Here is a 23868-nt window from a genome sequence, read left to right on the forward strand (position 1 = left end):
GTTTACTCCTTCTTGACCAGGGCCGCCTCAACGTTGATCTTGACCTTGTCGCTGACCAGCAGTCCGCCCGCCTCAAGTGCCGCGTTCCAGGTCAGCCCGAACTCCTTGCGGCTGATTTCGGCCTCCGCGCTGAATCCTGCCCGGGTGGCGCCAAACGGGTCAACAGCCACTCCGCTGAACTCCACCTCGAGCTCAACGGGCTTGGTGACGCCGCGGATGGTGAGGTCCCCGGTGACGGTGTAGTCCTCGCCCTCACCCTCGATGCCCGTTGCCCGAAAGGTCATCTCGGGGTAATTTTCGACGTCGAAGAAGTCGGCCCCGCGCACGTGGCCGTCGCGGTTGGCGTCACCGGAATCAAAGCTTGCGGTCTTCACGGTGGCATGCAGGCTGGAGGCCGTGAGGGAATTGCCCACATGCGCCTCCGCTGAGGCGTCGGTGAAGCGGCCCCGCACTTTGCTGATGCCGGCGTGGCGGACGGTGAACCCGATCTCGCTGTGGGACATGTCGAGGGTCCAGATGCCGGGGGTAATACCTTGGGGCAGTGTCACAGCGGGTCTCCTTCGACGCGGTGGCGGGCTCGGGCCCGCCGGTTTTCGGGGTGCTCCCCCAGCTGAATGCTAGCGAAGACCCCCAGCCACGGCTAGCCTTCCACCAGCGACGGCCACTTCCGCTGCCAGCCGATGGCCGGGGCGATGTGGCTGGCAATGTTGCCGAGGAGCTTGGCGTTGAAGTCCACGCCGAGCTGGTTGGGAACCGTGAGGAGGAGCGTGTCCGCAGCCTGCACAGCAGCGTCGGCGGCAAGGTCTTCGGCGAGCGCGTCAGGCTCTCCCACGTAGCTTTTGCCGAAACGCGCCACCAGCCCGTCGATGATCCCCACCTGGTCCCGTCTTTCGCGCAGGGCGCTGAGCCCGAAGTACCTGCGGTCCTCGTCATCGACGATCGGGAGGACGCTGCGGCTGACCGATACCCGGGGTGTGTGCTGGTGGCCGGCCTTGGCCCAGGCGCTGCGGAACATGCTGATCTGCTCGGCCTGGAGCTCGTCGAAGGGCACGCCGGTGTCTTCGGTGAGCAGCGTGGAACTCATCAGGTTCATGCCCTGTTCGGCCGCCCACACGGCAGTGGCACGGGATCCGGCTCCCCACCAGATCCGCCGGGCCAGGTCCGGGGAGTTCGGCTGGACCGGCAGCTTGCCGGAGCCGCCGCCGTAGCGGGGATCCCCCTCGGCCACTCCGGCGCCGGTGATGGCATGGCGGAACACCGCGGTGTGCCGGCGGGCCATGTCCGCCGGGCTTTCGCCGTCGGCCGGGACATGGCCAAACACCGCCGCACCGTCCTGCGCCGGCTCGGGTGAGCCCCGGCTGATGCCCAGCTGAAGCCTGCCGCCGCTGATCAGGTCGGTGGCGGCCGCCTCTTCTGCCATATACAGCGGGTTCTCGTACCGCATGTCGATCACGCCTGTGCCCACTTCAATCCTGCTGGTGCGGGCGGCGATGGCGGCCAGCAGCGGAAACGGCGAGGCCTGCTGCCGGGCGAAATGGTGGACGCGAAAGAAGGCGCCGTCGATTCCGAGTTCCTCCGCAGCCACGGCGAGGTCGATGCCCTGCAGCAGGGCATCCCGGGCGGTACGGGTCCGGGAACCCTCAACGTTGCCCCAGTGGCCGAAGGAAAGAAATCCGATGCGCTTCATGACTGCGGCAACAAGAACCCGGCACCCTTCATTCCGGCAGGCCGTGTTCCGGCCGTGTGTTCCGGCCCCCTATTCCGGCGCCTGCTTTCCGGCAGGCCGTGCATTCTGTGGCCGGCTACGCCTTCGCAGCGAGCACGAATGCCCGGATCTTCGCCAGGTCCTTCACCCCGCGGGAACTTTCGACGCCGGAGGAGACATCCACTCCCCACGCACCGGCTTCGCTCGCGGCCCGGGCGACGTTCCCCGGGTCGAGCCCGCCGGCGAGCAGCCAGTTGCGTTGGCCCAGTCCCTTGGCCCGGACGGAACCGTAGTCCCAGGCCTCGCCGGAGCCGGGCACGGCGGCATCGATGAGCAGCAGTTCCTCGCCCCAGCTTTCGAACGCGTCCGGCGCGGCACCCATGGTGACGGCCCGGATCACCATCATGCCGGCGTCGTGCGCTGTTTTGACGTCCGCCGGGGTGCGGTCACCGTGGAGCTGGATCCATTCGAGTCCGGCCTCGCGGGCGAGGACGACGGCGTCTGCCGCCGGTTCGTGGCGGAACACACCCACCGCCGGGGTGCCCGGCGGAACGTGGGCCAGGAGTTCCCGTGCCCTGGCGGGCGTGACTTCGCGGGGGCTCTTGGTCAGGACGAAGCCGACGGCGTCCGCACCCGCGCCGGCCGCTTCCCGGACGGACTCCGGCGTACTGAGCCCACACACCTTCACGAACATCCCCGGCTCCTCCTGCAATTCATTCCTCCACCTGAGGTTAGCAAGCCTCCGCGGGGCGGCGCGGACGTTACGCCGGGGCGCTTCATGTGGACGTGGTCATTTGGACGTGGGCCGCCGCGTGGCCGCTAGGCTGGGCGGATGGAGATCATCCGCTATGCAGAACTCAGGGCCGAACCGTGGCGCAACGCCGGCGGGGTGACCCGCGAACTGGCCAGCCATCCGAAGGCCGCGTCCGCGCAGAATGGCGCCTGGGACTGGCGGGTGAGCATCGCCGAAGTATCAAAGGCCGGCGCATTCTCGGCGTTTCCGGGCATGGAGCGCGTGCTCACCGTAATCGACGGCGAGCTCCTGCTGCTGACCGTGGACGGCGCCGAACATCCGCTGGAAAAGTACCGGCCGTTCCGGTTCTCCGGCGAGGCTGAGACAGCCAGCGCACTGCCCACGGGCGACATCCGCGACCTCAACGTCATCACTCGGAACGGCGCGTTCAAGGGCTACACATCCATCATCGAGCTCTCCAAGAAGCGCGCCCATCCGGTCTTCGAAGGCCAGCTCGGGATCCTGTTGCAGGGCCAGGCCACGGTCAGCCCGGGTACCGCGGGCGATTCAGCCGCTGCTGATTCAGCCGGGGCCGGCGACACCGGCGCCACCGATTCAGGCACGCCCGAAGCAGCCCCGGCCCCCGGTGAACCGGCGACGCTGGGCCGCTACGACGCCGTCGTCGGCTCCGATTCCCGGACGCCAGAGATCCTGGGCCGGGGCTTCCTTGCCGTTGTGTCGATCGACCGCGTTACGGGCTAGCGCCGCTGCCGGCCGGCACCGCGTTACCTGGTAGCGACGGCCCCGGACGGCTGCGGCAGTTTCTCCTGCTCCGGCCCCGCCGGAGTCAGCGCCGCGGCGATCACCACGGAACTGGCCGAAGCCCACGCCTGCGGACGGCAGCTGGCGGGAAACGGCACAGGCGTACGCATGGTGTCCGAACCGTGGCCGCCGAAGAGTTCCGGAAGCCGCCAGTCGTTGGCCTCGGCCACATTCAGCAACCCGGCAGCGAGCTGCGCCGCTTCACCCGGGAAGCCATCGGCCAGCATGCCGCTGATGATCAGGGCCGTGTCATGGCTCCAGACCGCGCCGGCGTGGTAGCGGGTGGGCCAGTAACCGCCGTTGGTGGTGGAGAGCGTCCGAACGCCATAGCCGGAGAACATGGTGGGGTCCATGACCCGGCGCACCACGATCTGCTGCTCCTCCTCGTTTAGGATGCCTGTGCCCAGCAGGTGCCCCATGTTGGAGGTCACGCCGTCCACGGGTTTCTTCTCCGCATCCAGGGCGAGCGCCGGATAAGGGCCCAGATCGTCCTCGCACCAGAACTGCGCGCGGAAGCGCTCGGCCATGCCTGCTGCGTAGTTCCGCCATTCCGCGGCTCCCGGGCGGCCGAAGGTGTCGAGTAGTTTGGCGCCCACGACGGCGGCCTCGTAGGCGTACGCCTGGACCTCGGCCAGGGCGATGGGCCCCTTTGCCAGCGATCCGTCATGCCAGCGGATGGCGTCGCCGGAGTCCTTCCAGCCCTGGTTCACCAGGCCCTGGCCGGAGGCGTCAAGGTATTCCAGGAAACCGTCCCCATCGAGGTCGCCGTGGTCCCTGAGCCATTCAAGGGCGTCCTGGAGGTTCGGCAGGAGTTCCTCCACCTCAGCATCCGGCATGCCGGCCTTCCAGGCATCGTGCAGGAGGCAGATCCACAGGGGTGTGGCGTCAATGGTGCCGTAGTACACCGGCGGCAGGCGCAGGGCCTGGCCGCTCTCGGCCATGGTCAGGACGGTCCGGCGCACCTCATGCAGTATTTTGCCGGGCTGGACGGCCGTGGTGTGATCCGTCTCCGTGCCCTGCCGGCCGGCCAGCGCCCGGAGCGTCCCGCCGGCAATGGCGGTGTTGACGGGCAGCAGCATCCGGGCTGCAATGATCGAGTCGCGCCCGAACATGGTGAAAAACCACGGCGCCCCTGCCGCCAGGAAGGTGTCGTTCGGATGCGAGTAATGGGCCAGCCGCAGGCTGTTGAGGTCGCTCACGGACCGTTCCAGGAGGCGGTGCAGCCGGGGATCGTCGGAGGCCGGAGCCGCGATGGGCTCGCCGTCCGCGGCGAGCATCGGCGAATCCGCATCCGTCAGGTCAACCGCCCAGGCCAGCTCCACCGGCACACCGGGAAGCACCTCCACCGACCATTCGATGGTGACCTTGCTGCCGTGGATGCTCACTGCCCCCTTGGACGCCGTCAGCGCCAGGGTGGTGTCCATGTCGCGCCAGGACCAGGTGGTTCCCGCCGGTTCCACCGACCCGCCATCCCGGAACCCCTGCTTGATGTCTTCCATAGTGGTGTTGTCCGCGCCAAGGCTCAACCGGACCGTCAGTGCCACTGGCTCCCGCATGGCCGATTCAAGGCGCAGCGTCTCTGCCACCCGACCCGAGCAGCCGGTGAGGCTCTCGGTGTCCTCACCGGGCCGGATCCGGCCGGAATCGGCTGTGCGCGTGCGCACCAGGGAAAGCAGCGGATCGGCCACCTCAGCCTCGGCACGCACAAAGTAGATGTAGTCGGTTTCCTTGGACGAACGCAGCTGGGTGGAAACCCATTCAGGCTCGCGTCCGTCCACGGTGAGGACCGCTGTGTTGAGGACGCGGTCATCGCCGCAGTAGATCCCCTGCGCGCCGTTGTGGCGGATCTGCCCGTGGGCGTCGGACCACGCCTGGATGGGCGCGCTGAAAACGCCGGAAAGGTTGTGCAGGTATGGCTGTTCAGAGGCCACGGTGAGACAACTCCTCGTTCTGCTGGGTTGGGTGCGGAGGCTGGCGTCCGCATTACCGGGCGTGAACCTGGGCGCGCACATCTGATCGGTCAAATTGCGCGGTTAAATTTTCTCACACGTTACGGAGGGATGGAAAAGTCCGGCATTGCTGGCCGGTGCTTGCCCGTGCTGGTGCCGGGAGCCCGGTGACCTTGGCCACCAACGGTGGCCGCCCGGCGTCGGGCGTTGCTAGGCTGGAATCAAGGTTCCCCTCCGGAACCTCCGGACGACGGTTCAGTACCCGGCACGCGACAAGACTGGCCAAAGGATCCGTCATGTCGTGGTTAATCCTCCTCCTCTCCGGGGCGCTCGAGGCCGTGTGGGCCGCAGCGCTGCACCGGACCTCCCGGGCAAAAGGCCGCCGGCGGGTGCTGCCCGTGGCCGTCTTCCTCGTTTCGGTCATCGCGAGCACCGGCGGACTCGCCATCGCCATGCAGTCCATCCCCACAGGCACCGCTTATGCGGTGTGGGTTGGCGTGGGCGTGGTGCTGACCTCGGCCTACGCGATCATCACCAAGGTGGAACGCGCGACGGCGGCGCGGCTGCTGCTGCTCGCCGGGATCGCCGCGTGCGTGGTTGGCCTTAAGGTGGTGGCGTGATGCTTGGGAACTCCGCCGGCGCCTGGCTGGTCTTGCTTGCCTCCGCCGTGCTGGAAGCCGTCTGGGCCACGGCCCTGGGGCTATCCGACGGCTTCACCCAGGCGCTGCCTACCGCCGTCTTTGCGGTCACCGCCACGCTGAGCATGGCGGGCCTGGGAATCGCCGTGAAGAGCATCCCGCTGGGGACCGCCTACGCCGTGTGGGTGGGGATCGGCGCTGCCCTGACCGTCGGCTGGGCCATGGCCACCGGCGTCGAGCCTGCCAGTCCGCTCAAGCTGCTGTTCATCGCCGGGATTGTTGGCTGTGCGGCGGGCCTGAAGCTCCTGCCGGCTCAGGACTCCTAGCGCCGGACTCCCGGCCCCGCACACCTAACCGGCGTTCCGCCGGTTAGGCTTTTGGCATGGCGACTCCTCCCGTGACCTCTCCGCGGACGTTCAGCGGTACCGCGCTCCGGCATCCGGAGGTGGCGGCGGCAGTGGATGCCCTCCGGCAGCGACTTGCCGGCGGAAACCGCGTCCTGCTCGGGATCACAGGTTCGCCGGGGTCCGGCAAATCAACGTTCGCCGCCGGCCTGCACGCCCTCTTTGCTGCCGGCACCGCTGTGGTGGTCCCCATGGACGGGTTCCACCTTGGCAACGCGATCATCGACGGCACACCGTTGCGGCAGCGCAAGGGCGCAATCGACACGTTCGACGTCGGGGGCTACTTTTCGCTGGTGGAGCGGCTCGCGAGGCGGGACGAGCCGGTGGTTTACGCCCCGGATTTCCGCCGGCAGATCGACGAACCCGTGGCGTCCTCCATCGCTGTTCCAGCCTCCGTGCCGCTGGTGATCACCGAGGGCAACTACCTCCTCGCGGACGATCCGCGCTGGCGCCGGGTGCGCGAACAGCTGGACGAGGTCTGGTTCCTGGACACTCCCCCGGCGCTTCGACTGGCCCGGCTGGTTGACCGGCATGTGAGGTTTGGAATGGAACGCCGGGCGGCCGAGGAATGGGCGGCCGGTTCGGACGAGGCAAACGCCCGGCTGATCGAATCCACGCGCACTGCGGCGGACCGGATCGTTCCCTGGTCGTAACACCTCGGAACGTGGCCTGCGGATGCCTTCACACAGAAAGTTTTTTCGGTGGCACACGGTGCGGCACCTGCCACCCTGTTAGCCTGCTCCTAGGATCACCGGACCGTTGAAGGGTCTCAGCCGGTGGCTGGGTCCCTGGCGGCTCCTGGACGCAGAGGACAACAGCACATGGATGCGAAAGCGCCGGGCAATGCTTCAGAAACGGCCCCGACGGCGGAGCCGCTGACAGCCCCTGCGGATCCGGCGCGCACGTGGAGCCTGCAGCGTGAATGGTCCAGGGCATTCCTGCTGATGCTGGCGGCACTGCTGCTCGGCGCTACCGTAACGATAGTCGGCGTACGGGGACTCATGGAGCAGGTGCATTCGACGGCGGCCCGGCTCCATGCAGAGGTGGATCACGTTGAGGCGCTCCGCGCCGCCCTCGACGCCCACGAGCTGCAAGGGCACCTGTTGCTGTCCAAGGCCCCCGCTGACCGATCGGCCTTCCTCCTGGAGCAGGACCGCATCTCCCACCTGTTCGAGGAGGCCGCCGTTGTTCCCGCGCCCGGGATGCGGGAAGAACTCCTCGCCGCCCGCCAGGCCTGGCAGGAATCCCTTTCGGCACATGGCCTCTGGGGCAGCCAGGTGGCGTCGCTGCAAGGCAACCATGTTGACGAGACCCCGTCCTTCGCGGCGGCCAGCGCCGGGGTTCGCCAGCAACTTGCGGAAATCCGCCATTTCTCGCTTGACGAACTGGACAAAGGGCTCGCCCACAGCGCCGAGCTTGAACAGCTTCTGTTTGTCGGGCGCATCACACTGTTCTTCGTGGCGGTGGTGGTAACGGTGTACTTCCGCCGCAGGATGGTCAAGGACCTGATGCGGCCTGTGAACAGCCTTCACCAGGGCGTACAGAAGCTGCGCAGCGGGAATTACAACCACCGCATCGAGGTCTTCCGCCGCGACGAACTCGGCGAACTCGCGGAGGCCTTCAACGGCATGGCCGCTGCCGTCCACAACAGCCATCTGGTCCTCACCCACCGCGCCACGCATGACCCCCTCACCGGACTGGCCAACCGTGCCGCGCTGATGGAACGCCTCACGGCATCCTTTGGCCCCGGCACCACCCGCAGGAACCGGCAGGAAGGGCTCCTGTTCATCGACATCGACAACTTCAAGGAGGTCAACGACTCCCTTGGACATGAACGCGGTGACGCGCTGCTGGTCGAGCTGGCCACGCGCCTCAAAGCCTGTGTCCGCGGCAGCGACCTCGTTGCCCGCCTCGGCGGGGATGAATTCGCCGTGGTGGTGATGGACGACGACGCCGGTTCCGTCACCGCCGGGATAGCCGAACGGATCCATGAGGCGTTGCGTCCGCCGTTTGTCGTTGGCGATGACCGGCTGACCGTCACCGCCAGCATGGGGGCCGTCCAGCGGCGCCCGGAAACAGCCGATGCGGCCGAGCTGCTGCGGCAGGCCGACTTCGCCATGTACCTGGCCAAACACGGCGGGAAGGGCCGCTACCAGCTGTTCGACGCCGAGGGCTACGACCACATGACGTACCGGGCCGCCCTCAAGCGCGACCTTGCCACGGCGGTGGACGAAGGACAGCTCCGGCTCGAATATCAGCCCGTTGCCGATTTGCGCACCGGGGAAATCGTCGGTGTGGAATCCCTTGTTCGCTGGCAGCATCCCACCCTGGGCCTGCTGCCCCCCTCGGAATTCATTCCGCTCGCCGAGGAGACCGGCGACATCGATGCTGTGGGCTGCTGGGTACTCGACACCGCCAGCCGCCAGGCGGCCAGCTGGCGGGCAACCTTCCCGCACTGCGCAAACCTGTGGATTGCCGTCAACCTCTCGACCATCCAGCTCCCCAATCCGCGGAATCTGGCGGCCATCAAGCGGATCCTGGCCCACCCCGCGGCGGAGGCCCACAAGGTGGTCCTGGAAGTCACGGAAACGGCCCTGGCGGGCAGTACGGACGGCGGCGTCGCTGCGCTCAAGACGCTGAAGGATACGGGCGTCCGCGTGGCTATCGACGATTTCGGGACGGGTTATTCTTCCCTCAGCTCATTGGCGGTGCTGCCCGCTGACATCCTCAAGATCGGGCGTTCATTCCTGGGGAGGCAGGCATCCCAGGCCCAGGCCGCCGCGATGCTCGAAGGCATCCTGGGGCTGGCCCGAATGCTGTCCCTGGACGTCATCGCCGAGGGCATCGAGGAACCAGGGCAGCTGGAGCTCCTCCGCGAGCTGGACTGCCAGATGGGGCAGGGATACCTCCTGGCCCGCCCCTGCCCGGCCGAGGCGCTCGCGGCGCTGTTGGCCGCAGGTGCCCGCCTGCAGCCCGGCCCGGCCGCCCTCGAGAAAGCCATCGATTCCTGAGGAATACCGGGCCGCCCGCCGCGGTTCTTGGCAAGGACGGCTGTTCCCTAACAGGCACCTTCCCAAAGCGGCAAGGCAGCGAAACGGAGACTCACATGGCACGGACATCTGCACCAAAGGTTCACCTCGGCGACGGCTTGGGCGTCAGCCCGCTCGGCTTCGGCGGCATGGCCCTCACGCCGGTCTACGGCGCCGTGGACCAGGGCGAGGCATTGCGCACCCTCCACCACGCGGTGGACGCGGGAGTCACCTTCATCGACACCGCGGATATCTACGGCGGCGGCAGTAACGAGGAGCTCATCGCCCGGTTGCTCAAGGAACGGCGGGACGAAGTGCAGCTGGCCACCAAGTTTGGCCTGGTCGGCAACCCGGCGAACGGCTACACGGACATCCGGGGCGACCGCGCCTACATCCGGCAGGCGGTCGAGGCCAGCCTCAAACGCCTCGGCACGGACACTATCGACCTGTACTACATGCACCGCCGTGACCTCCGCGTTCCGATTGTGGAAACCGTGGAGGCCATGGCGGAGCTGGTGCAGCAAGGCAAGGTGCGGCACCTCGGCCTGTCGGAAGTGACCGCCGGGGAGCTGCGCGAGGCCAGCAGCGTCCACCCCATTGCCGCCGTCCAGAGTGAGTGGTCCATCTGGAGCCGCGATGTGGAACGCAACGTTGTTCCCGCGGCGGTGGAGCTTGGAGTGGGTTTCGTACCGTATTCGCCCCTGGGCCGGGGATTCCTCACCGGCACCGTAGATGCGTCGCAGCTGGGGAGCGACGACTTCCGCCGCCGGATCCCCCGCTTTGCCGACGCTGCCGCGGATGCCAACCAGGAAGTGGTTGCCGCCGTCCAGGCGGTCGCCGCTGAATTGTCCGTTTCCGGACATTCCGCAACGCCGGCGCAGGTGGCGCTCGCCTGGCTCCTCGCCCAGGGCGAGAGGCTGGGCTTGCCGGTGGTCCCGATTCCCGGTACCCGCAAAGCGGCAAGGATCGACGAGAACCTCGGCGCCCTGGCGCTCAGCTTCACCCCGGCGCAACTGGAGAAGCTCGACGCCGCTGCAGACGCCGTCGTCGGCTCCCGGTCCGCGGACCCCAACTGGGTGTCCGAGGGCCGTGAATAGGGCCTCCGTAGACTGATCCCCATGGATTCCCTCATTCACGACTTGCGTGACATCACCATCCGCCGGATTTCAGTCAGCGAGATGGACAACAACGTGTACCTGCTCACCGCGAAGGGGTCCGGCGCGCAGCTGCTCATTGATGCGGCCGATGACCTGGCCGCCATCCAGGGACTGCTGGCCGACGCCGCAGCGGATACCGCAGCGGAACCTAAACTGGCCCTGATTGCCACGACGCACCAGCACTGGGACCACGTCCGTGCGCTGCCCGGACTGGTGGAGGCCACCGGAGCCAGGACTGCTGCCGGAACAGAGGATGCTCCGGAGCTGCCCGTGCCGGTGGATGTGCTGCTGGATCACGGGGATGTGGGCAACTTCGACGGCTTCGACGTGACGGCCGTCCACCTGCGCGGGCACACCCCGGGGTCCGTCGCGCTGGTGTACCAGGACCCGGAAGGCCCGGCGCACATTTTCTCCGGAGACTCGCTGTTCCCCGGCGGCGTGGGCAACACGCAGCAGGATCCTGAGCGGTTCAACCAGCTGATCAAGGATGTGAACGAGCGGCTGTTCGGGGCCTATCCGGACGACACCGTGGTGCATCCGGGCCACGGCAAGCCGACCACCCTTGGCGCGGAACGCCCGCACCTCGCGGAGTGGCGCGCCCGCGGCTGGTAGTAGGCGCTGCGCTTTGTAATTTGCGCTGCGCGAAATGCCGGTCGCTGCGAATTTCCCGTAGCGTCCGGCATTCCACGTAGCGCGAGCTACTTTATGTAGCGGAAACCCGAACCTTAGCGGCTGCGGCGTTCGTTCGACGCCGGAGCTGACGCGCGGCGGGGGCCGCTACGTGCCGGACGGCCTTCGCCGGAGCGGCCGTTGCCGCCGCCGGAGTATGATCCGCCCGAGGTACCACCGGTGTTGGAGGACCAGACTGCGGCGTTGCCGCCGGCCGAGCCGGACTTGCTGCCGGCAGCAGCGCGCTGGCCCGTTGCCGGACGTCCGCTGCGCTGGCCGCCTGTTGCCGCGCCGGTGCGGGGAGCACCGCCACGGGCGGACCCGCTACGGGGTGCACTGGTGCGGGTTGCGCCGCCGCGGGCGTCACCGCGCCCTTCGGTCGCACGGGCGTCGGACCCGCGGCCGGCCGATGCACGGCCACCTGCTGCGGGAACGTCGTTGTGGTGCGAGTAAGCGGTGGTGCGGCCACGGCCGCGGGCATTGCGGCGCTCGGCGCGCTCGGCGTCGGCGCGGTCCTGGTTCTTCTCCGCCACGCGCTCAGCGGCGTTGCGGGCAGCTGCCTGGCCTTCGTAGGCCACGGCGCGGCGTTCCGAACGCGGAAGATCCGTGCGGGGAGCCTCGGCCGAAACCCGGCCGCGTCCGCCACGGCCGCCGCGGCCACCCGCGGTGGGTGCAGCCTGGGTGGTGCGGCGGGCGCGCTTGCGCTCTGCATTGGCACCGGTGGAGCTGCCGCCGCCCTGGTTGGACTTGGCGGCCAGCAGTGCGGCGCGGGTGCGGGGATCGATCTTGTCGGCCATTTCGCCGACCAGTTCTGCAACCAGCGGTGAGTTGGCGGTGACGCGCTCGAAGTTGACCTCGACGCCGGCAGCCTTCATGAGCTTCTTGACGTCGGACTGCTGCTCCGGCAGGGTTAGCGTGACCACGGTGCCGTCGGAGCCGGCGCGGGCGGTACGGCCCGAGCGGTGCAGGTATGCCTTGTGCTCTGTGGGCGGATCCACGTGGATGACCAGCTCCACGTCGTCGACGTGGACGCCGCGGGCCGCGACATCGGTGGCCACCAGGACGCGGACTTCGCCGGAGGAGAACTCGGCCAGGTTCCGGTCGCGGGCGTTCTGCGAGAGGTTGCCGTGCAGATCGACGGCGGGGATGCCGGCGTCGGTCAGGGTCTTGGCAAGCTTGCGGGCGTGGTGCTTGGTGCGCATGAAGAGCACGCGGCGGCCGGCGCCGGAGGCGAGCTCGACGATCAGCTGCTTCTTGACGGTCTGGTCGTTGACGACGAGGACGTGGTGTTCCATCGTGGTCACGGCGGCCTGGGATTCATCCACGGCGTGGGTCAGCGGGTTGGACAGGTAACGCTGGACGATCTTGTCCACGCCGTTGTCCAGGGTGGCAGAGAACAGCAGGCGCTGGCCCTGGCTGGGGGTCATGTCCATGAGCTTCTTGACCACCGGCAGGAAGCCGAGGTCGGCCATGTGGTCGGCCTCGTCCAGCACGGTGATCTCGACACCTTCGAGGGTCAGGATGCGCTGGCGGATCAGATCCTCCAGGCGGCCCGGGCAGGCGATGACGATGTCCACGCCGGCACGCAGGGCCTTTTCCTGGCGGGCCTGGGAGATGCCGCCGTAAATCACGGTGGTGGTCAGGCCCATGGCCTTGGCCATCGGCTCGATGGTGGCGTTGATCTGGGTGGCCAGCTCACGGGTCGGCGCGAGGACCAGGCCCATCGGGCGGCCGGGCTTGCGGAAGTGCTTGGCTTCCCGCTCGGCGAGTCGTGCCACAAGCGGGATGGCGAAGGCGATGGTCTTGCCGGAGCCGGTGCGGCCGCGGCCCAGGACGTCGCGTCCGGCCAGGGTGTCCGGGAGTGTCTTGACCTGGATCGGGAAGGGCTCCACGATCCCCTGGGCGGTCAGGGTGTCGGCAAGTGCTTTGGGCGTGCCGAGGGCAGCAAAAGTAGTCATGTGTTTCAAAGGTCTTTCAGGCGGTATCCGTTTGGATATCGGCCCCCGGCGCCGGTTGGCCCAGGGGTTCGCCGAAGAAAAGTCAGGTGATCAACCGGGCTGCTACTAACCTTGCGGCAGCGGCAACCGGGACCAAATAGAACGCGTTCATCGACGCAGGATGTGCCTCTCACATGAAAAAAACCCACTCCCTGCCGGTTGGAACCTTAGGGGGATCCGGTTGATGAACCGGATCAAAGTGGGCATCACTGCACATCAAGTTCCATCAGTCTATCATCTGGCGGGCCGCCCACCGGACCCGCCGCTGCCGCCGACCACCCGGAGTGCCAGCCTGGGGCAGAGCTTGACGGCTTCGTCCGCGGCATCCGCGTCGTCCCGGCCGATCGCAATATCCGTGCGGTCGCCGCGCCGGGCCACCGGATAACCCCAGTCGTCGCGCCCCAGCAGTCCCGGCAGCAGCTCAGTGCACAGGCCGCGGCCGTCGCACTTGGTCCAGTCGATGTGCAGGGTCCGGCTCACGCGGCCCTCCCGTTCACGGTTGTGCAGGTGCCGGCCAGGTGCGCCTTGATCTCATCGGAGAAGACGTCCAGCGCGCTGCTGATCAGTTGGATGGTTCCGTCCGGATGGTGGCAGGCTCCCCGGCCCGCGACGAGCTTGCCCAACCGTTCCAGCTCCTTGACCAGCCGGGGGTCCCGTTCGCGGTAGGCGATGCGGTTGAGGACCCCGGCCATCGCGGGCAGCCCGAACATGCAGGGACCGCACTGCCTTGCGGACTCCCCCGCCAGGTAATCGACGATCCGGGCCGTGGTCTCCAGCCCGCAATACCCGGCAGGGAGTACGTGGAACACACCCGCGCCCGGGCGGACCGCATGGCTGGCCGGCCCGGAAACGGACAGCTTGTAATCATGGGGCTTCACCCAGCGGCCATGGTAGCCGCCGACCAGCACCGCGGCTACGTCGGCCGCGTCGATTTGGGAGCTGTAGAGAATCTCCCCTAGAGATTCGTTCCCTGCCACCTCCAGAACCTGGTCCGGGCCCGGACCCGACACGGAAATCAGCCGGGTGCCCGGATCGACGGCGGACCCCACGCTGCGGAACCACACCGCCCCATAGCGGGCGATCAGGGCGATGTGCGCCAGCGTCTCCACATTCAGCACCAGCGTGGGGCGGTTCTTCAGGCCGGATTCGCTCAACCGGCGCCGTTTGTCGAACGGCAGCGCAGAGCCCGTTGCGATCGCGTTGACCGCGGCGCTCGCCTCACCCGCAATGAACCGGTCCGGAGCTTCCACCAACCGGATCCCGCGGGCGGCCGGTCGCTCGGAGATGGCCCGTTCCACGGCAGGGAAACTTGCGGCCCCGGCGTACAGATACAGCTGCGAGCCGCCGACGGCGCGTGAGGCCGCCAACAGCCCATCGATCACCAGGTGCGGGGCCTCGGCCAGCAGCGTCTTGTCCTTGAAGCTGAGCGGTTCTCCCTCGGCGCCGTTGCCAATGACAACGGGCCGCGGCGCAAGGATCCCCGCAGACCGGGATTGCGCCGTGGCGGCCAATTTGCGCCACGATGCGAAGGCTGCTCCGCCGCGCCCGGTCAGGCCCGAGGCTTTCAGCACGCTGATGAGTTCCGGGCCCACGCTGTCCAGGTCCAGCGGACCGAACGTATCCACATGGCGCGCGAAACCGGCATGAGTACCTGCCGCGAACAGCCGAAACGTGCCGAACGGCGCGCGCCATCCGGTCGACTCAGGAAGGGCGGTCTCCTTGAATGTCATCGCAGGCCTCCTTCGCGGGCTTTGGCTGTTTCGAGGAAAGTGGAGGAAAGGCGCCAGATGACCGCGCCGCCAACGGCCGCCACGGAAGCGACAGCAAGCACCAGGAACCATTTGCCGGTTCCGTCTGTCCCATTGCCGATTGCGTGCGCCAACGCGATGGGCCACATGGCGTACGTGAGCCAGTGGACTGCTTTGAACGTGCGTTGGCCGAGCCGGTGGCGCAGGAGTCCTGTGACGACGACGGCGGCCACAAGGTCCAGGGCAACGGTCCCCAGCCCCTGCCAAAACGGCCGGTATGCGCCCACGAAAGGAACCAGGACGTCGATCACGTTGAGCTTGGCGTAGGAATCGAACAGCAGCGAGCCCACATGCAGGCCCAGGAACACGGTGGCGAGTAAGGCGATATTACGGTGAAGCAGCGAGATGGAAAACCGGGGAAGCACCAGCAGCGGGCGGCCTGAACGGTTCAGGATGCCCAGCAACACTGAAAAAGTGAACAGGGCCAGGGAAACGAACCCACTCACGCGGCCAAATGCCCACAGAGCCTCATCCATTGACTTCCCCTCCCGCGATGGCATGGTGGTCCGCCGCTTCCGCCGGCCACCCGCCGGTGTGAACGGTCCGCCCGTTCCCGTCCACGAAACGCGCGGGAATGCCCTCGCGCCGGAACCAGTCCACAGCAGCAAAGCCACGGACCACGCCGGCCGTGCTGTAGGCGTTGGCTTCCAGGCACGTGGGCGCGGCCACTGTGACCGAACGCCACACCGGCTCCGAGGGCAGGCCGAAGCGGGGATCAAGAATGTGATGGACCTGCGCCCCGGCGTGCTGCCAGCGGCGCTTTTGGGTACTGGAGGTCGCCATGGCGAACCCCGATCCCAGCGTGGTCTGCTGCACCGGGTCGTCCTCAAGGTCCTGGACGGTGACCTGCCAGCCGCCCCGGGGCGCCGGGCCGGCGGTGGCGAGGTCTCCGCCCAAGGCAACCAGGACGCCACATCCCAGAGCAGCGTGCACCCGGGCGGCGGCACGGTCCGCAGCGACCGCCTTGGCGGTGGCGCCCAGGTCCAGCCGGATGTCGGGAGGCACCGTGATGGTCTGTCCCGTTACGGTGACACGCCGCCACCCCTCGGGCCTGCGGGCGGGCCCGCGACGAGCAGTGACGGGCCCGGGGGAGGCAGCCGCATCCGGGGACAGGCGGACACTGACGATGTCCCGGTCATATCCCAAAGCATCCAGGTCCCGCCCCAAAGTGGGGTCGACGTCGCCCCCGGTCAGGACGGCGGCCTGAAGGGCGCGCTGGACCAGCAGGGCAAGCAGCGGGCTGGCCTCCGCGCCGCCAGCGAGCTGTGGCTGGAGTCGTAACAGTTCCGAGTCGGTCCTGAAGCGGCTGCAAGCGTCATCCACGTCCGCCACCACGGCGCGGACCACCCGGACGGCCTCGGCGATCGCACCGGGGCGGGTCACGGTGACGGCCGCCTCAAGGCCCCAGACCGTCCACGAGAAGTGGGCTTCCATGTCAGGATCCCGAGGACTTTCCGTGGACCGCACCCCCGCTGCCGGGCTGGACGGGGCTCACCCTGGAATAACTCTTGCCGGGGCGGGTACCGTTGTTGCTTGTGGCGCCGCTGCTGGAAGTTCCGCCGCTGCTGGAACCGGTGGAGGTAGTGGTGGCGGTGGATTTGGTGGCGGTCGTATTGGCGTACACGACGGCGGACGCCACCCCCGCGGTGGCCAGGCTGCCGAGCGTTGCCGCGGTGGTGATACCGATGGCCAGCCGTTTGCCGTTACTTCGAATGTTCATGGCCTGTTCCACCTGTCCTTGACGTGAATGCCCTTAACTCAATAGTCCTCGCGGATTCTTTGTGATTTCTTAGACGTCCCTGTCAGTCTGCTTTGGGTGTCAGTCTGGTTTGCTGTCAGGCAAGCGGCAGGGTGACCACCACGGCGGCTCCGCCCGTAGGGCCGGAATCAATCCCCACCGTGCCCTTATGGAGCGTGGCGATCTCAGCCACGAGGGCCAGGCCGAGCCCATAGTGCCGGGACACGCCCTCCTTTCCCGCGTCCGCACGTGAGGAGGCAAAGCGTTCAAAGGCCCGGGTGTCAAAGTCTGGCGGAAAACCGGGCCCGTCATCCGCAACCCGGATGACGGCCTCGCGGCCCTGGGCGCTGACCTGGATTGTGACGGCGCTTCTTGCGTGGTCCAAGGAGTTGGAAATCAACGCAGTGAACACCCGCCCCAGGGACACTTCGGAGCCGCGCACGGTTACGGGCACCGAAGGGAACTTCGATTCCAAAAGGATGGACCGTTTCTGCGCCTCCGCTTCGGCCAAGGCGGTCGCGTTGGCCCCAATGCTGCCAAGATTGACCGGCTCGTAGTCAGCAGCGGCGCGGGGATCGGCGGAGATCAGCAGATCATCCAGGATTCCGGTGAGGAGCTTTGCGTCTTCGACGATGCCCTCCACGCCGTCAGCCACTTCTTCGGGAGCCGGCCCGGCGCCGGGCCGCGTTAGTTTCCTTCGCAGCATCTGTGCCCTGGTGCTCAGCAATGTCAACGGGGTGCGTAGCTCGTGGCTGGCATCGGCCACGAACCGGCGTTGCAGGGCCAGGCTCTCGGCAAGCGGGCGCAGTGCCCTGCCGGCCATCCACACGGATACCAGTGCAGCAAGGACGGCGGCCGCCGCTCCGGTGGTGCTCATTGCCAGAACCAGCCGGTCTGCTTCCTCCTGGCTCTCATGGCGGTCCAACGCGGCCTGCGCCACCCTTCCGTCATGGAAGGCGGTCAGCACCGCGTAGCTCCTCCCTCCCACTTGGCTGGTCCCCGTTTCACTGCGGTGCGATGCCAGCACGCGGCTGATCGCGGAGGTATCGGGAAGCCCTGCGGGCATGTTGCGCGATACCGCCAACTGGCCATTGTTGAATATGGCCACGAAGACGTCCAGGGGGGCGTCTCTGGGCGAATCGATCAAGGTGGCTGCCGCCATCTTCCGGTTGTCCGACTCGCTGGCGGCGGTGGTAACAATCGAATACAGTAAGCCGCCCATGAGGGCGAGGATGGCCACGATGAGCGCCGTGAACTGAATCGACAGCCGCGTCACCGCGCGCCTGAATTCTGACTGGTCCCGCGTGGTCACTGGGCTTCACCGAGGCGGTAGCCGATCCCCCGGACGGTAAGCACAGAGGTCCGTCCCAGCTTCTTGCGCAGGTAGTGCACGTAGGTGTCCACCACCCCGTCGTCGTCGGCATCGGGAAAGACAGCTGCCCGCAGCGCCTGCCTTGTAAATATCTGCCGCGGACGGCGACCCAGCTGGGCCAATAGCCCGCTTTCCCGTTCGGACAGGACCACCACCGCCCCGCTGCCCAGCGTGACAGTCCGGCCGGTGATGTCCAGCATGCCGCCGGGGACTGGGACCGCATCCGCGCGTGTGGAGTGCCTTCGCAGGAGGGACCTGAGCCGCGCCAACAGCTCGTCGATGTCGAACGGTTTACCGAGGTAGTCTTCGGCCCCGCGGTCCAGGCCCTCCACCCTGTCGGCGGGATTGCTCAGCGCCGACAGGATCAAGGCAGGCGTGGAAATTCCCTTGTTGCGGAGCCTGCCCAGCACGTCCAGCCCTTCAATGGCCGGAAGTCCGCGGTCCATCAGCAGGACGTCGAAAGATTGGCTGAGGCCTTCGTGCAGGGCGCGCTGTCCGTCCGCCGCCAGGACCACCTCGTAGCCTTCGCCGACAAGTAACTCCCGCAACATCGAAGCCAGGACGGTGTCGTCTTCCACCAGCAGCACTTTCGGGCCGTCGCTCATGCTGTGAAGTATAGGTCCGCCGCACGGGCCATTGTTAAGTCCAACAACGGACTACGATTGATGCTTTGCGACTCGACGTTTGTCGAGGACCAAACGACGCGGACAGCGGCGGGCCCGCTCTTTCCGGGACCACGGAACAGGGAGGCGCCGCCATGGCCACGCAGCCCGGCAGCAAGCCGGAGAACGCCCTTTCCCACTTGGCGGCGCCGGACGCCATGCCGGACGTCCGCCGTCGGAATCGGGGCGATCCGCCGAACGGCAAGAACCACCGCCCCGCCGGAAAGCCCCCAATGTTGCCCCTAGTCTTAATCCACACCCCAACTGTTACCTCCGTCACATTTGTGGCGGCTCCGTGCGGATGGCGGCGCGGCACCTTGACCGCGACGCCGTCCGCCTGTGACAAGGAAAGAAGCAATGATGTCTGAACGCACCACCACGGTTGCCAGGAACACTGCAACGGAACCAACCAGCGGAGGCCACAGCCAGGAACCGCATCTTGCCCGCGCGCTGAGCAACCGGCACATCCAACTGCTGGCCATCGGCGGCGCCATCGGAACCGGCCTGTTCATGGGCTCCGGCAAGACCATTTCGCTCGCCGGCCCTTCCGTCATCTTCGTCTACATGATCATCGGCTTCATGCTGTTCTTCGTGATGCGGGCCATGGGCGAAATCCTGCTTTCCAACCTAAACTACAAGTCCTTCAGCGACTTCGCCGGAGACCTCCTTGGCCCCTGGGCCGGGTTCTTCACCGGCTGGTCCTACTGGTTCTTCTGGGTTGTCACCGGAGTCGCGGACATCGTGGCGATCGCCGGCTACGTGGACAAGCTGGCCCCCGGAACCCCGCTGTGGATCCCGGCGCTCCTCACCCCCGTGGTGCTGATCCTGCTGAATCTCCCCACGGTCAAGGCCTTCGGCGAAGCAGAGTTCTGGTTCGCCATCATCAAGGTCGTAGCCATCGTGGCGCTGATCGGCACCGGCATCGTGATGATCGCAACGAACTTCACCTCCCCCAACGGCGCTGTGGCCAACCTGGCCAACATGTGGAACGACGGTGGCATGTTCCCGCACGGGATGTTCGGCTTCATCCTCGGATTCCAGATCGCCATCTTCGCCTTCGCCGGCATCGAACTGGTGGGCACCGCAGCTGCTGAGACCAAGGACCCGGAGAAGAACCTGCCGCGGGCCATCAACTCCATCCCCATCCGCGTCCTGCTCTTCTACGTAGGCGCCCTGGTGGTCATCATGGCCGTCAACCCATGGCGGACCATCGACGCCGCCAGCAGCCCATTCATCGGCATGTTCACCCTGGCTGGCCTGGGCATCGCCGCAGTGGTCATCAACCTGGTGGTCCTCACCTCCGCGGCCTCCAGCGCCAACTCCGGCATCTACTCCACCTCGCGCATGGTCTACGGCCTGGCCCAGGACGGCAACGCCCCCAAGGCCTTCGGCAAGCTGAGCATCCGCAAGGTTCCGCAGAACGCCCTGCTGTTTTCCTGCATCTTCCTGCTGGCCGGCCTGGTGCTGCTCTACTCGGGCGACTCCGTCATCGGCGCGTTCACTGTGGTCACCTCGGTTGCCTCCGTGCTCACGATGTTTGTCTGGTCCATGATCCTGGTCAGCTACATCATGTTCCGCCGCCGCCGGCCCGAACTGCACGCAGCCTCGGCCTTCAAGATGCCCGGCGGCACCTTCATGCCGTACGTGGTGCTGGCTTTCTTCGTGTTCATGTTGGTGGCGCTGGCCCAGGCCGATGACACCCGTCTGGCCCTGTTCGTGGCTCCCCTCTGGTTCCTGATCCTGGGCGCGGCCTGGCACTTCAACCGGAAGACGCCGTTGCAGCAGGCACGGATCGCGGAGTGGACGGCTGAGTCCGCAACGGACAAGGCCGCCGCCGGCAAGACAGGTGCCAACACCCCGAGCTAGGACGTTTTGCGTGCCGCAACCCGCGGCGCGACAACCACAGCGACGACGGCGATGGCGGCCGTGAGGGCGAACACTCCCGCGAAGGAGGCGCCCGACACCCCGCCCGCCGTCGTCGTTGCCGTTAATGCAGTGAACACGATCCCGGTGGTGGCGAGGGACAGAGCACCGCCGAGGGAATCGGAAATGGACATGGCCGAACTGTTGAAGCCTTCGGTGTCCGGCGTGGACATGGCCAGCGTCATCACGCTCAGGCGCGGATACATCAGCCCCATGCCACCGCCGGCGAGGATCCAGCCGGCGATCGCGACGGCAGCCGGCCAGCCCAGGAGGGTGGTGGCCAGCGCCAGGGCGACGGCGGCGAGCACCATCGCGGTACCGATCATGATGGCCAGCCGGTGGTTCAGCTTCGCACCGAGCCTGCCCTGGACCCCTGAGGCGGCGGCCCAGGCGATCGCGCCGAACGTCAGGGTCAGCCCGGCGAAGGTGGGTGAATAGGCGTACCGCTCCACCAGCAGGTACGGCAGGTAGACCTCCGCCCCGAAGAACGCTGCCGACACCAGCCCGCGGGCCAGGATGACGCTCGGCAGCCCGCGCCGGGCCAACAGGGTGCCGCGGGGCACCAGCGGCCGCACCGCCACGAGGGCAATCACGACGGCGGCCGCCGCCAGCGCGCTGCCGGCCACCGGGACGTGCGCGGACAGGTTCAGCCCGAGCACGGCTAAGGCGGCGAGGGCAGCCCAGCCAAGCCGGCCGTAGGACCACCGCTTGGGGTCAGTGGCTTTCCCGGGCCTGTCAGCAGCCGCGGGGGCCCGGCCTTTTTCGAGGGCATGGTCTTTTTTGGGGTCATGGTCTTTTTTGGGGTCATGGTCTTTTTTGGGGTCATGGCCTTTTTCGGGGACACGGTTTTCGGGGAGATGGTTTTCGGGGAGATGGTGCAGCCCGCGCAGCGCCGGCACGATCATCAGGAGCGCCGGAACCACCAGCCCCACCACACCCAGGAACACCCAGTGCCAGCTGGCCGCCTGCGCCACGATTCCGGCTGCGAAGGGCCCCACCAGGGACGGGATCACCCAGGCCGCGGAGAAGGCGGCGAAGATCTTCGGGTGCAGCACGGGAGGGTAGACGCGCGCCACCACAACGTACAGGGCCACGGTCATGGCGCCGCCGCCCAGGCCCTGCACCAGCCGCCCGGCCACCAGCACCGCCATGCTTCCCGCGGTGCCGGCAATCAGCAGGCCCAGCACGAACATGGCCACCGACGCGTACAGCGGCCCGACGGGCCCACGGCGGTCCGACCAGTTGCCGGCCGCCACCATACCGATCACACCCGTGGCGAGCGGTCCGGCGAAGGCCAGGGCGTAGAGCCCTGCACCGTCCAGTTCGCGGCTTACCACCGGCATGATGGTGGTGACGGCAAGGGATTCGAAAGCGGCCAGGAACACCAGCGCGCACGCGCCGGCCGTCACCAGGAGGTAGCGGCGGTGCAGGATACCTGCGGTCTCGGGGGCGGAGGCGGGGGCGCTACGTTGCACGGTTGTGGCCTGATCAGTAGTCATGGACGTTACCGTAAGACCTCAACTAAGGTTGAGGTCAAGGTGCCGCCCGGGATGGAAATGACGCTCGGAGCTTCGGTGGGGCCTTCGTAAAAGCCTAGGGGGAAGCATGCCACAGCTTGCGGGCGGAGCACACCATGCCCTGAGCATCGGCGAGCTGTCCGAACGGAGCGGAGTGGCGCCGTCGGCCCTTCATTTCTACGAACGCAACGGCCTCCTCTTCGCCGAACGGACATCCGGAAACCAGCGCCGGTACCGCCGCGACGCACTGCGGCGCGTCGCGTTCATCCGGGTTTCGCAGCGGGTCGGCATCCCGCTGAAGGAGATCCGGGCCGCGCTGGACTCGCTGCCCGAAGGCCGCACACCCACCAAGCGCGACTGGTCCCGGCTTTCGCGCCTGTGGCGCTCGGAACTGGACGCGCGCATCGCTGCCCTTGAGCACCTGCGGCGGGACCTGGACGGGTGCATCGGCTGCGGCTGCCTCAGCCTGAAGGCGTGCCGGCTGCAGAACCCGGAGGACTCGCTGGGCGACGGCGGCACGGGCGCCCGGCGCTGGGACGCCGCGTCCGGGGACGCCGGCGCCGTGGGCGCTGGCATGGTGGACCCCGACGCCGGGAGCTCCTAAAGACCGGGCGCCCACGCCGGGCCCTCCGAAAAGTCGGACGCCTAACCGTCCAGCCGCAACCCGACGGACGGCACGACGGCGCCCGTCGCCGTCGAGTCCGGGTTCAGCATCCAGCCCACCCGTTTGACGCTGCTGAGCATCACCACGCTTTCCACCAGCTCAATCCCCGGGATGCGCTGCTGCAGCGCGAGTTCCTCGGTCAGGACATCGGCCACCGACTGCAGCCACATGATGATCACAAAGTTGGTCCGCCCGGTGGTCGAGGCGGCCAGCCGGACGTTGCGGAATCCCCGGAGTTCGGCCGCGGCCGCGTCATGCTGGCCCGGCGGAACATTCGCGAACCACTGGCACGTCACCGGGAACCCGGAGTATTTCTGCGCGATCTCGCAGCGGAAGGAGAGCACCCGGCTGGCCAGCACGCGGTTCAGCTGCCGCTGGACCGTGGCCGGATGCCGCCCCAGGGCGCGGGCAATATCCGCAGCAGTCGCCCGGCCGTCGCGGGCCAGGAACGGCAGCAGGTCCAGGTGGCTGGCGGGCAGAGGCTCGCGAAGGGACAGCGGCGGAGCGGACCCCGCGGCCTCCGGTCCTGCCTTGGCCCGCAGCGCCGCCACCTGGGCGCGGTCCAGGACGTTGAGCCGCCAGGAGTAGGCGCCGGTGTGCAGCCGAGTGCACAGTGCTGTCTGGTACTTGACGAGGCCGTCGATGTCCTTCAGTCGCGCGGCCACGGCCGTGCCAAACTCCTCCAGCGACTGCGTGATCGCGGTCAGCATCAGGTCACGGTTGCTGGCTGCTTCTTCCACGGTGACTATTTCCGGCACCGCCGCCAGGGCCTCTGTCACGTCGTCCCGGCGGTGCATCTCGCACTCCACGTCCACAAACGCCAGGCACATCTGCTGCGGGTCGCCCATCAGGTGGGCGGTCACCCAGGAAGCCCCGGCGGAACGCAGCCGCTCCCAGCGCGCGGCCAGCGTGGTGGCGTGGACGCCCAGGACGTCGGCGGCGTCGGCCCAGCTCAGCCGGGGCGCAATCTGGAGGGCGTTGATGAGGGCCAGGTCCTCCTCGCTGAGTTCCATTTATCCCTTTCCCGGCTGTTCCTGCTGAGTGAATCCTGCGTCAGATATTGCTGATATGCATTTTTCCA

Annotated in this window: 23 protein-coding genes and 1 riboswitch; of the genes, 9 read left to right on the forward strand and 14 right to left on the reverse strand. The window is 67.6% G+C overall.

Translation table 11 applies throughout. The features are described from left to right. Positions 1–2 precede the first annotated feature (2 nt). The 3 genes from FCN77_RS23670 to FCN77_RS23680 form a co-directional block, all read right to left on the reverse strand. Positions 3–548, reverse strand: a complete 546-nt coding sequence (locus FCN77_RS23670) for a YceI family protein (protein ID WP_137324250.1) — start codon at positions 546–548, stop codon at positions 3–5. A gap of 92 nt (positions 549–640) precedes the next feature. Beyond that, entirely contained in the window at positions 641–1687 is a 1047-nt protein-coding gene (locus FCN77_RS23675; protein ID WP_137324251.1) for an LLM class flavin-dependent oxidoreductase, read from the reverse strand. A gap of 115 nt (positions 1688–1802) precedes the next feature. After that, positions 1803–2399, reverse strand: a complete 597-nt coding sequence (locus FCN77_RS23680) for a phosphoribosylanthranilate isomerase (protein ID WP_137324252.1) — start codon at positions 2397–2399, stop codon at positions 1803–1805. Positions 2400–2537: 138 nt separating this feature from the next. Between FCN77_RS23680 and FCN77_RS23685 the strand changes: the two genes are divergently transcribed. Further along, complete coding sequence (locus tag FCN77_RS23685) at positions 2538–3200, forward strand: HutD family protein (protein WP_137324253.1); 663 nt, start codon at positions 2538–2540, stop codon at positions 3198–3200. Between the two features lie 23 nt (positions 3201–3223). Here the strand turns inward: FCN77_RS23685 and FCN77_RS23690 are convergent, their stop codons facing one another. Continuing rightward, positions 3224–5191 (reverse strand): glycogen debranching N-terminal domain-containing protein, encoded by a 1968-nt coding sequence (locus FCN77_RS23690; protein WP_137324254.1) that lies wholly within the window; start codon positions 5189–5191, stop codon positions 3224–3226. 239 nt (positions 5192–5430) lie between these two features. Next, positions 5431–5496: riboswitch (guanidine-III (ykkC-III) riboswitch) on the forward strand. Positions 5497–5505: 9 nt separating this feature from the next. Here FCN77_RS23690 and FCN77_RS23695 point away from each other — a divergent pair. The 6 genes from FCN77_RS23695 (at position 5506) to FCN77_RS23720 (ending at position 11049) form a co-directional block, all read left to right on the forward strand. Further along, complete coding sequence (locus FCN77_RS23695; RefSeq protein ID WP_137324255.1) at positions 5506–5829, forward strand: multidrug efflux SMR transporter; 324 nt, start codon at positions 5506–5508, stop codon at positions 5827–5829. Then, a complete protein-coding gene (locus FCN77_RS23700; protein ID WP_137324933.1) occupies positions 5829–6173 on the forward strand; it encodes a multidrug efflux SMR transporter in 345 nt (114 codons plus the stop codon). Before FCN77_RS23695 ends, FCN77_RS23700 begins: the two co-directional genes overlap by 1 nt. A gap of 56 nt (positions 6174–6229) precedes the next feature. After that, positions 6230–6904 (forward strand): nucleoside/nucleotide kinase family protein, encoded by a 675-nt coding sequence (locus FCN77_RS23705; RefSeq protein WP_137324256.1) that lies wholly within the window; start codon positions 6230–6232, stop codon positions 6902–6904. 168 nt (positions 6905–7072) lie between these two features. Then, positions 7073–9262 carry a bifunctional diguanylate cyclase/phosphodiesterase gene (locus FCN77_RS23710; RefSeq protein ID WP_137324257.1) on the forward strand — a complete coding sequence of 730 codons (2190 nt, stop codon included), beginning with the start codon at positions 7073–7075 and terminating at the stop codon, positions 9260–9262. 95 nt (positions 9263–9357) lie between these two features. Further along, entirely contained in the window at positions 9358–10377 is a 1020-nt protein-coding gene (locus FCN77_RS23715; protein ID WP_137324258.1) for an aldo/keto reductase, read from the forward strand. A 21-nt stretch (positions 10378–10398) separates the two neighbouring features. After that, positions 10399–11049, forward strand: a complete 651-nt coding sequence (locus FCN77_RS23720) for an MBL fold metallo-hydrolase (RefSeq protein WP_137324259.1) — start codon at positions 10399–10401, stop codon at positions 11047–11049. Positions 11050–11162: 113 nt separating this feature from the next. On the opposite strand, the gene FCN77_RS23725 is transcribed toward FCN77_RS23720, so the two are convergent. From FCN77_RS23725 to FCN77_RS23760, 8 genes are all read right to left on the reverse strand, one after another. Continuing rightward, positions 11163–13064: a DEAD/DEAH box helicase gene (locus FCN77_RS23725; protein WP_137324260.1), complete on the reverse strand. Its 1902-nt coding sequence runs from the start codon at positions 13062–13064 to the stop codon at positions 11163–11165. Positions 13065–13337: 273 nt separating this feature from the next. After that, entirely contained in the window at positions 13338–13583 is a 246-nt protein-coding gene (locus FCN77_RS23730) for a ferredoxin (protein WP_137324261.1), read from the reverse strand. Continuing rightward, on the reverse strand, positions 13580–14833 hold the full coding sequence (locus FCN77_RS23735) for an NADH-ubiquinone oxidoreductase-F iron-sulfur binding region domain-containing protein (RefSeq protein ID WP_137324262.1): 1254 nt from the start codon (positions 14831–14833) through the stop codon (positions 13580–13582). The genes FCN77_RS23730 and FCN77_RS23735 overlap by 4 nt, the downstream gene beginning before the upstream one ends. Further along, positions 14830–15387, reverse strand: a complete 558-nt coding sequence (locus FCN77_RS23740; RefSeq protein WP_175417376.1) for a ferric reductase-like transmembrane domain-containing protein — start codon at positions 15385–15387, stop codon at positions 14830–14832. Before FCN77_RS23740 ends, FCN77_RS23735 begins: the two co-directional genes overlap by 4 nt. Then, positions 15380–16345, reverse strand: a complete 966-nt coding sequence (locus FCN77_RS23745) for an FAD:protein FMN transferase (RefSeq protein WP_137324263.1) — start codon at positions 16343–16345, stop codon at positions 15380–15382. The genes FCN77_RS23740 and FCN77_RS23745 overlap by 8 nt, the downstream gene beginning before the upstream one ends. A 1-nt stretch (position 16346) precedes the next feature. Next, positions 16347–16631 (reverse strand): hypothetical protein, encoded by a 285-nt coding sequence (locus tag FCN77_RS23750; protein ID WP_137324264.1) that lies wholly within the window; start codon positions 16629–16631, stop codon positions 16347–16349. A 115-nt stretch (positions 16632–16746) separates the two neighbouring features. Continuing rightward, positions 16747–17925 carry a sensor histidine kinase KdpD gene (locus tag FCN77_RS23755; RefSeq protein ID WP_175417377.1) on the reverse strand — a complete coding sequence of 393 codons (1179 nt, stop codon included), beginning with the start codon at positions 17923–17925 and terminating at the stop codon, positions 16747–16749. Positions 17926–17957: 32 nt separating this feature from the next. Further along, on the reverse strand, positions 17958–18626 hold the full coding sequence (locus tag FCN77_RS23760; RefSeq protein WP_175417378.1) for a response regulator transcription factor: 669 nt from the start codon (positions 18624–18626) through the stop codon (positions 17958–17960). A gap of 417 nt (positions 18627–19043) precedes the next feature. On the opposite strand from FCN77_RS23760, the gene cycA reads away from it, so the two are divergent. Next, positions 19044–20549 carry a D-serine/D-alanine/glycine transporter gene (cycA, locus tag FCN77_RS23765; RefSeq protein ID WP_137324936.1) on the forward strand — a complete coding sequence of 502 codons (1506 nt, stop codon included), beginning with the start codon at positions 19044–19046 and terminating at the stop codon, positions 20547–20549. Here cycA and FCN77_RS23770 read toward each other — a convergent pair. Next, entirely contained in the window at positions 20546–22105 is a 1560-nt protein-coding gene (locus FCN77_RS23770) for an MFS transporter (protein WP_137324266.1), read from the reverse strand. The genes cycA and FCN77_RS23770 overlap by 4 nt on opposite strands. Before the next feature lie 106 nt (positions 22106–22211). Between FCN77_RS23770 and soxR the strand changes: the two genes are divergently transcribed. Further along, positions 22212–22727, forward strand: coding sequence for a redox-sensitive transcriptional activator SoxR (gene soxR, locus FCN77_RS23775; protein ID WP_137324267.1), 516 nt, complete (start codon positions 22212–22214; stop codon positions 22725–22727). A 41-nt stretch (positions 22728–22768) separates the two neighbouring features. On the opposite strand, the gene FCN77_RS23780 is transcribed toward soxR, so the two are convergent. Next, positions 22769–23800, reverse strand: coding sequence for an Lrp/AsnC family transcriptional regulator (locus FCN77_RS23780; RefSeq protein ID WP_137324268.1), 1032 nt, complete (start codon positions 23798–23800; stop codon positions 22769–22771). Positions 23801–23868 lie beyond the last annotated feature (68 nt).

It is taken from the genome of Arthrobacter sp. 24S4-2, assembly GCF_005280255.1.
GTDB lineage: Bacteria > Actinomycetota > Actinomycetes > Actinomycetales > Micrococcaceae > Arthrobacter.

Excerpts from the sequence above, each read along its gene's own strand:
- FCN77_RS23735 (WP_137324262.1), bottom strand. The coding sequence starts at position 14,833 with ATGACATTCAAGGAGACCGCCCTTCCTGAGTCGACCGGATGGCGCGCG.
- FCN77_RS23750 (WP_137324264.1), bottom strand. The coding sequence starts at position 16,631 with ATGAACATTCGAAGTAACGGCAAACGGCTGGCCATCGGTATCACCACC.
- FCN77_RS23680 (WP_137324252.1), bottom strand. The coding sequence starts at position 2,399 with ATGTTCGTGAAGGTGTGTGGGCTCAGTACGCCGGAGTCCGTCCGGGAA.
- FCN77_RS23715 (WP_137324258.1), top strand. The coding sequence starts at position 9,358 with ATGGCACGGACATCTGCACCAAAGGTTCACCTCGGCGACGGCTTGGGC.
- FCN77_RS23675 (WP_137324251.1), bottom strand. The coding sequence starts at position 1,687 with ATGAAGCGCATCGGATTTCTTTCCTTCGGCCACTGGGGCAACGTTGAG.
- soxR (WP_137324267.1), top strand. The coding sequence starts at position 22,212 with ATGCCACAGCTTGCGGGCGGAGCACACCATGCCCTGAGCATCGGCGAG.
- FCN77_RS23740 (WP_175417376.1), bottom strand. The coding sequence starts at position 15,387 with ATGGATGAGGCTCTGTGGGCATTTGGCCGCGTGAGTGGGTTCGTTTCC.
- FCN77_RS23685 (WP_137324253.1), top strand. The coding sequence starts at position 2,538 with ATGGAGATCATCCGCTATGCAGAACTCAGGGCCGAACCGTGGCGCAAC.
- FCN77_RS23710 (WP_137324257.1), top strand. The coding sequence starts at position 7,073 with ATGGATGCGAAAGCGCCGGGCAATGCTTCAGAAACGGCCCCGACGGCG.
- FCN77_RS23695 (WP_137324255.1), top strand. The coding sequence starts at position 5,506 with ATGTCGTGGTTAATCCTCCTCCTCTCCGGGGCGCTCGAGGCCGTGTGG.
- FCN77_RS23745 (WP_137324263.1), bottom strand. The coding sequence starts at position 16,345 with ATGGAAGCCCACTTCTCGTGGACGGTCTGGGGCCTTGAGGCGGCCGTC.
- FCN77_RS23725 (WP_137324260.1), bottom strand. The coding sequence starts at position 13,064 with ATGACTACTTTTGCTGCCCTCGGCACGCCCAAAGCACTTGCCGACACC.
- FCN77_RS23780 (WP_137324268.1), bottom strand. The coding sequence starts at position 23,800 with ATGGAACTCAGCGAGGAGGACCTGGCCCTCATCAACGCCCTCCAGATT.
- FCN77_RS23720 (WP_137324259.1), top strand. The coding sequence starts at position 10,399 with ATGGATTCCCTCATTCACGACTTGCGTGACATCACCATCCGCCGGATT.
- FCN77_RS23700 (WP_137324933.1), top strand. The coding sequence starts at position 5,829 with ATGCTTGGGAACTCCGCCGGCGCCTGGCTGGTCTTGCTTGCCTCCGCC.
- FCN77_RS23705 (WP_137324256.1), top strand. The coding sequence starts at position 6,230 with ATGGCGACTCCTCCCGTGACCTCTCCGCGGACGTTCAGCGGTACCGCG.
- FCN77_RS23760 (WP_175417378.1), bottom strand. The coding sequence starts at position 18,626 with ATGAGCGACGGCCCGAAAGTGCTGCTGGTGGAAGACGACACCGTCCTG.
- FCN77_RS23770 (WP_137324266.1), bottom strand. The coding sequence starts at position 22,105 with ATGACTACTGATCAGGCCACAACCGTGCAACGTAGCGCCCCCGCCTCC.
- cycA (WP_137324936.1), top strand. The coding sequence starts at position 19,044 with ATGTCTGAACGCACCACCACGGTTGCCAGGAACACTGCAACGGAACCA.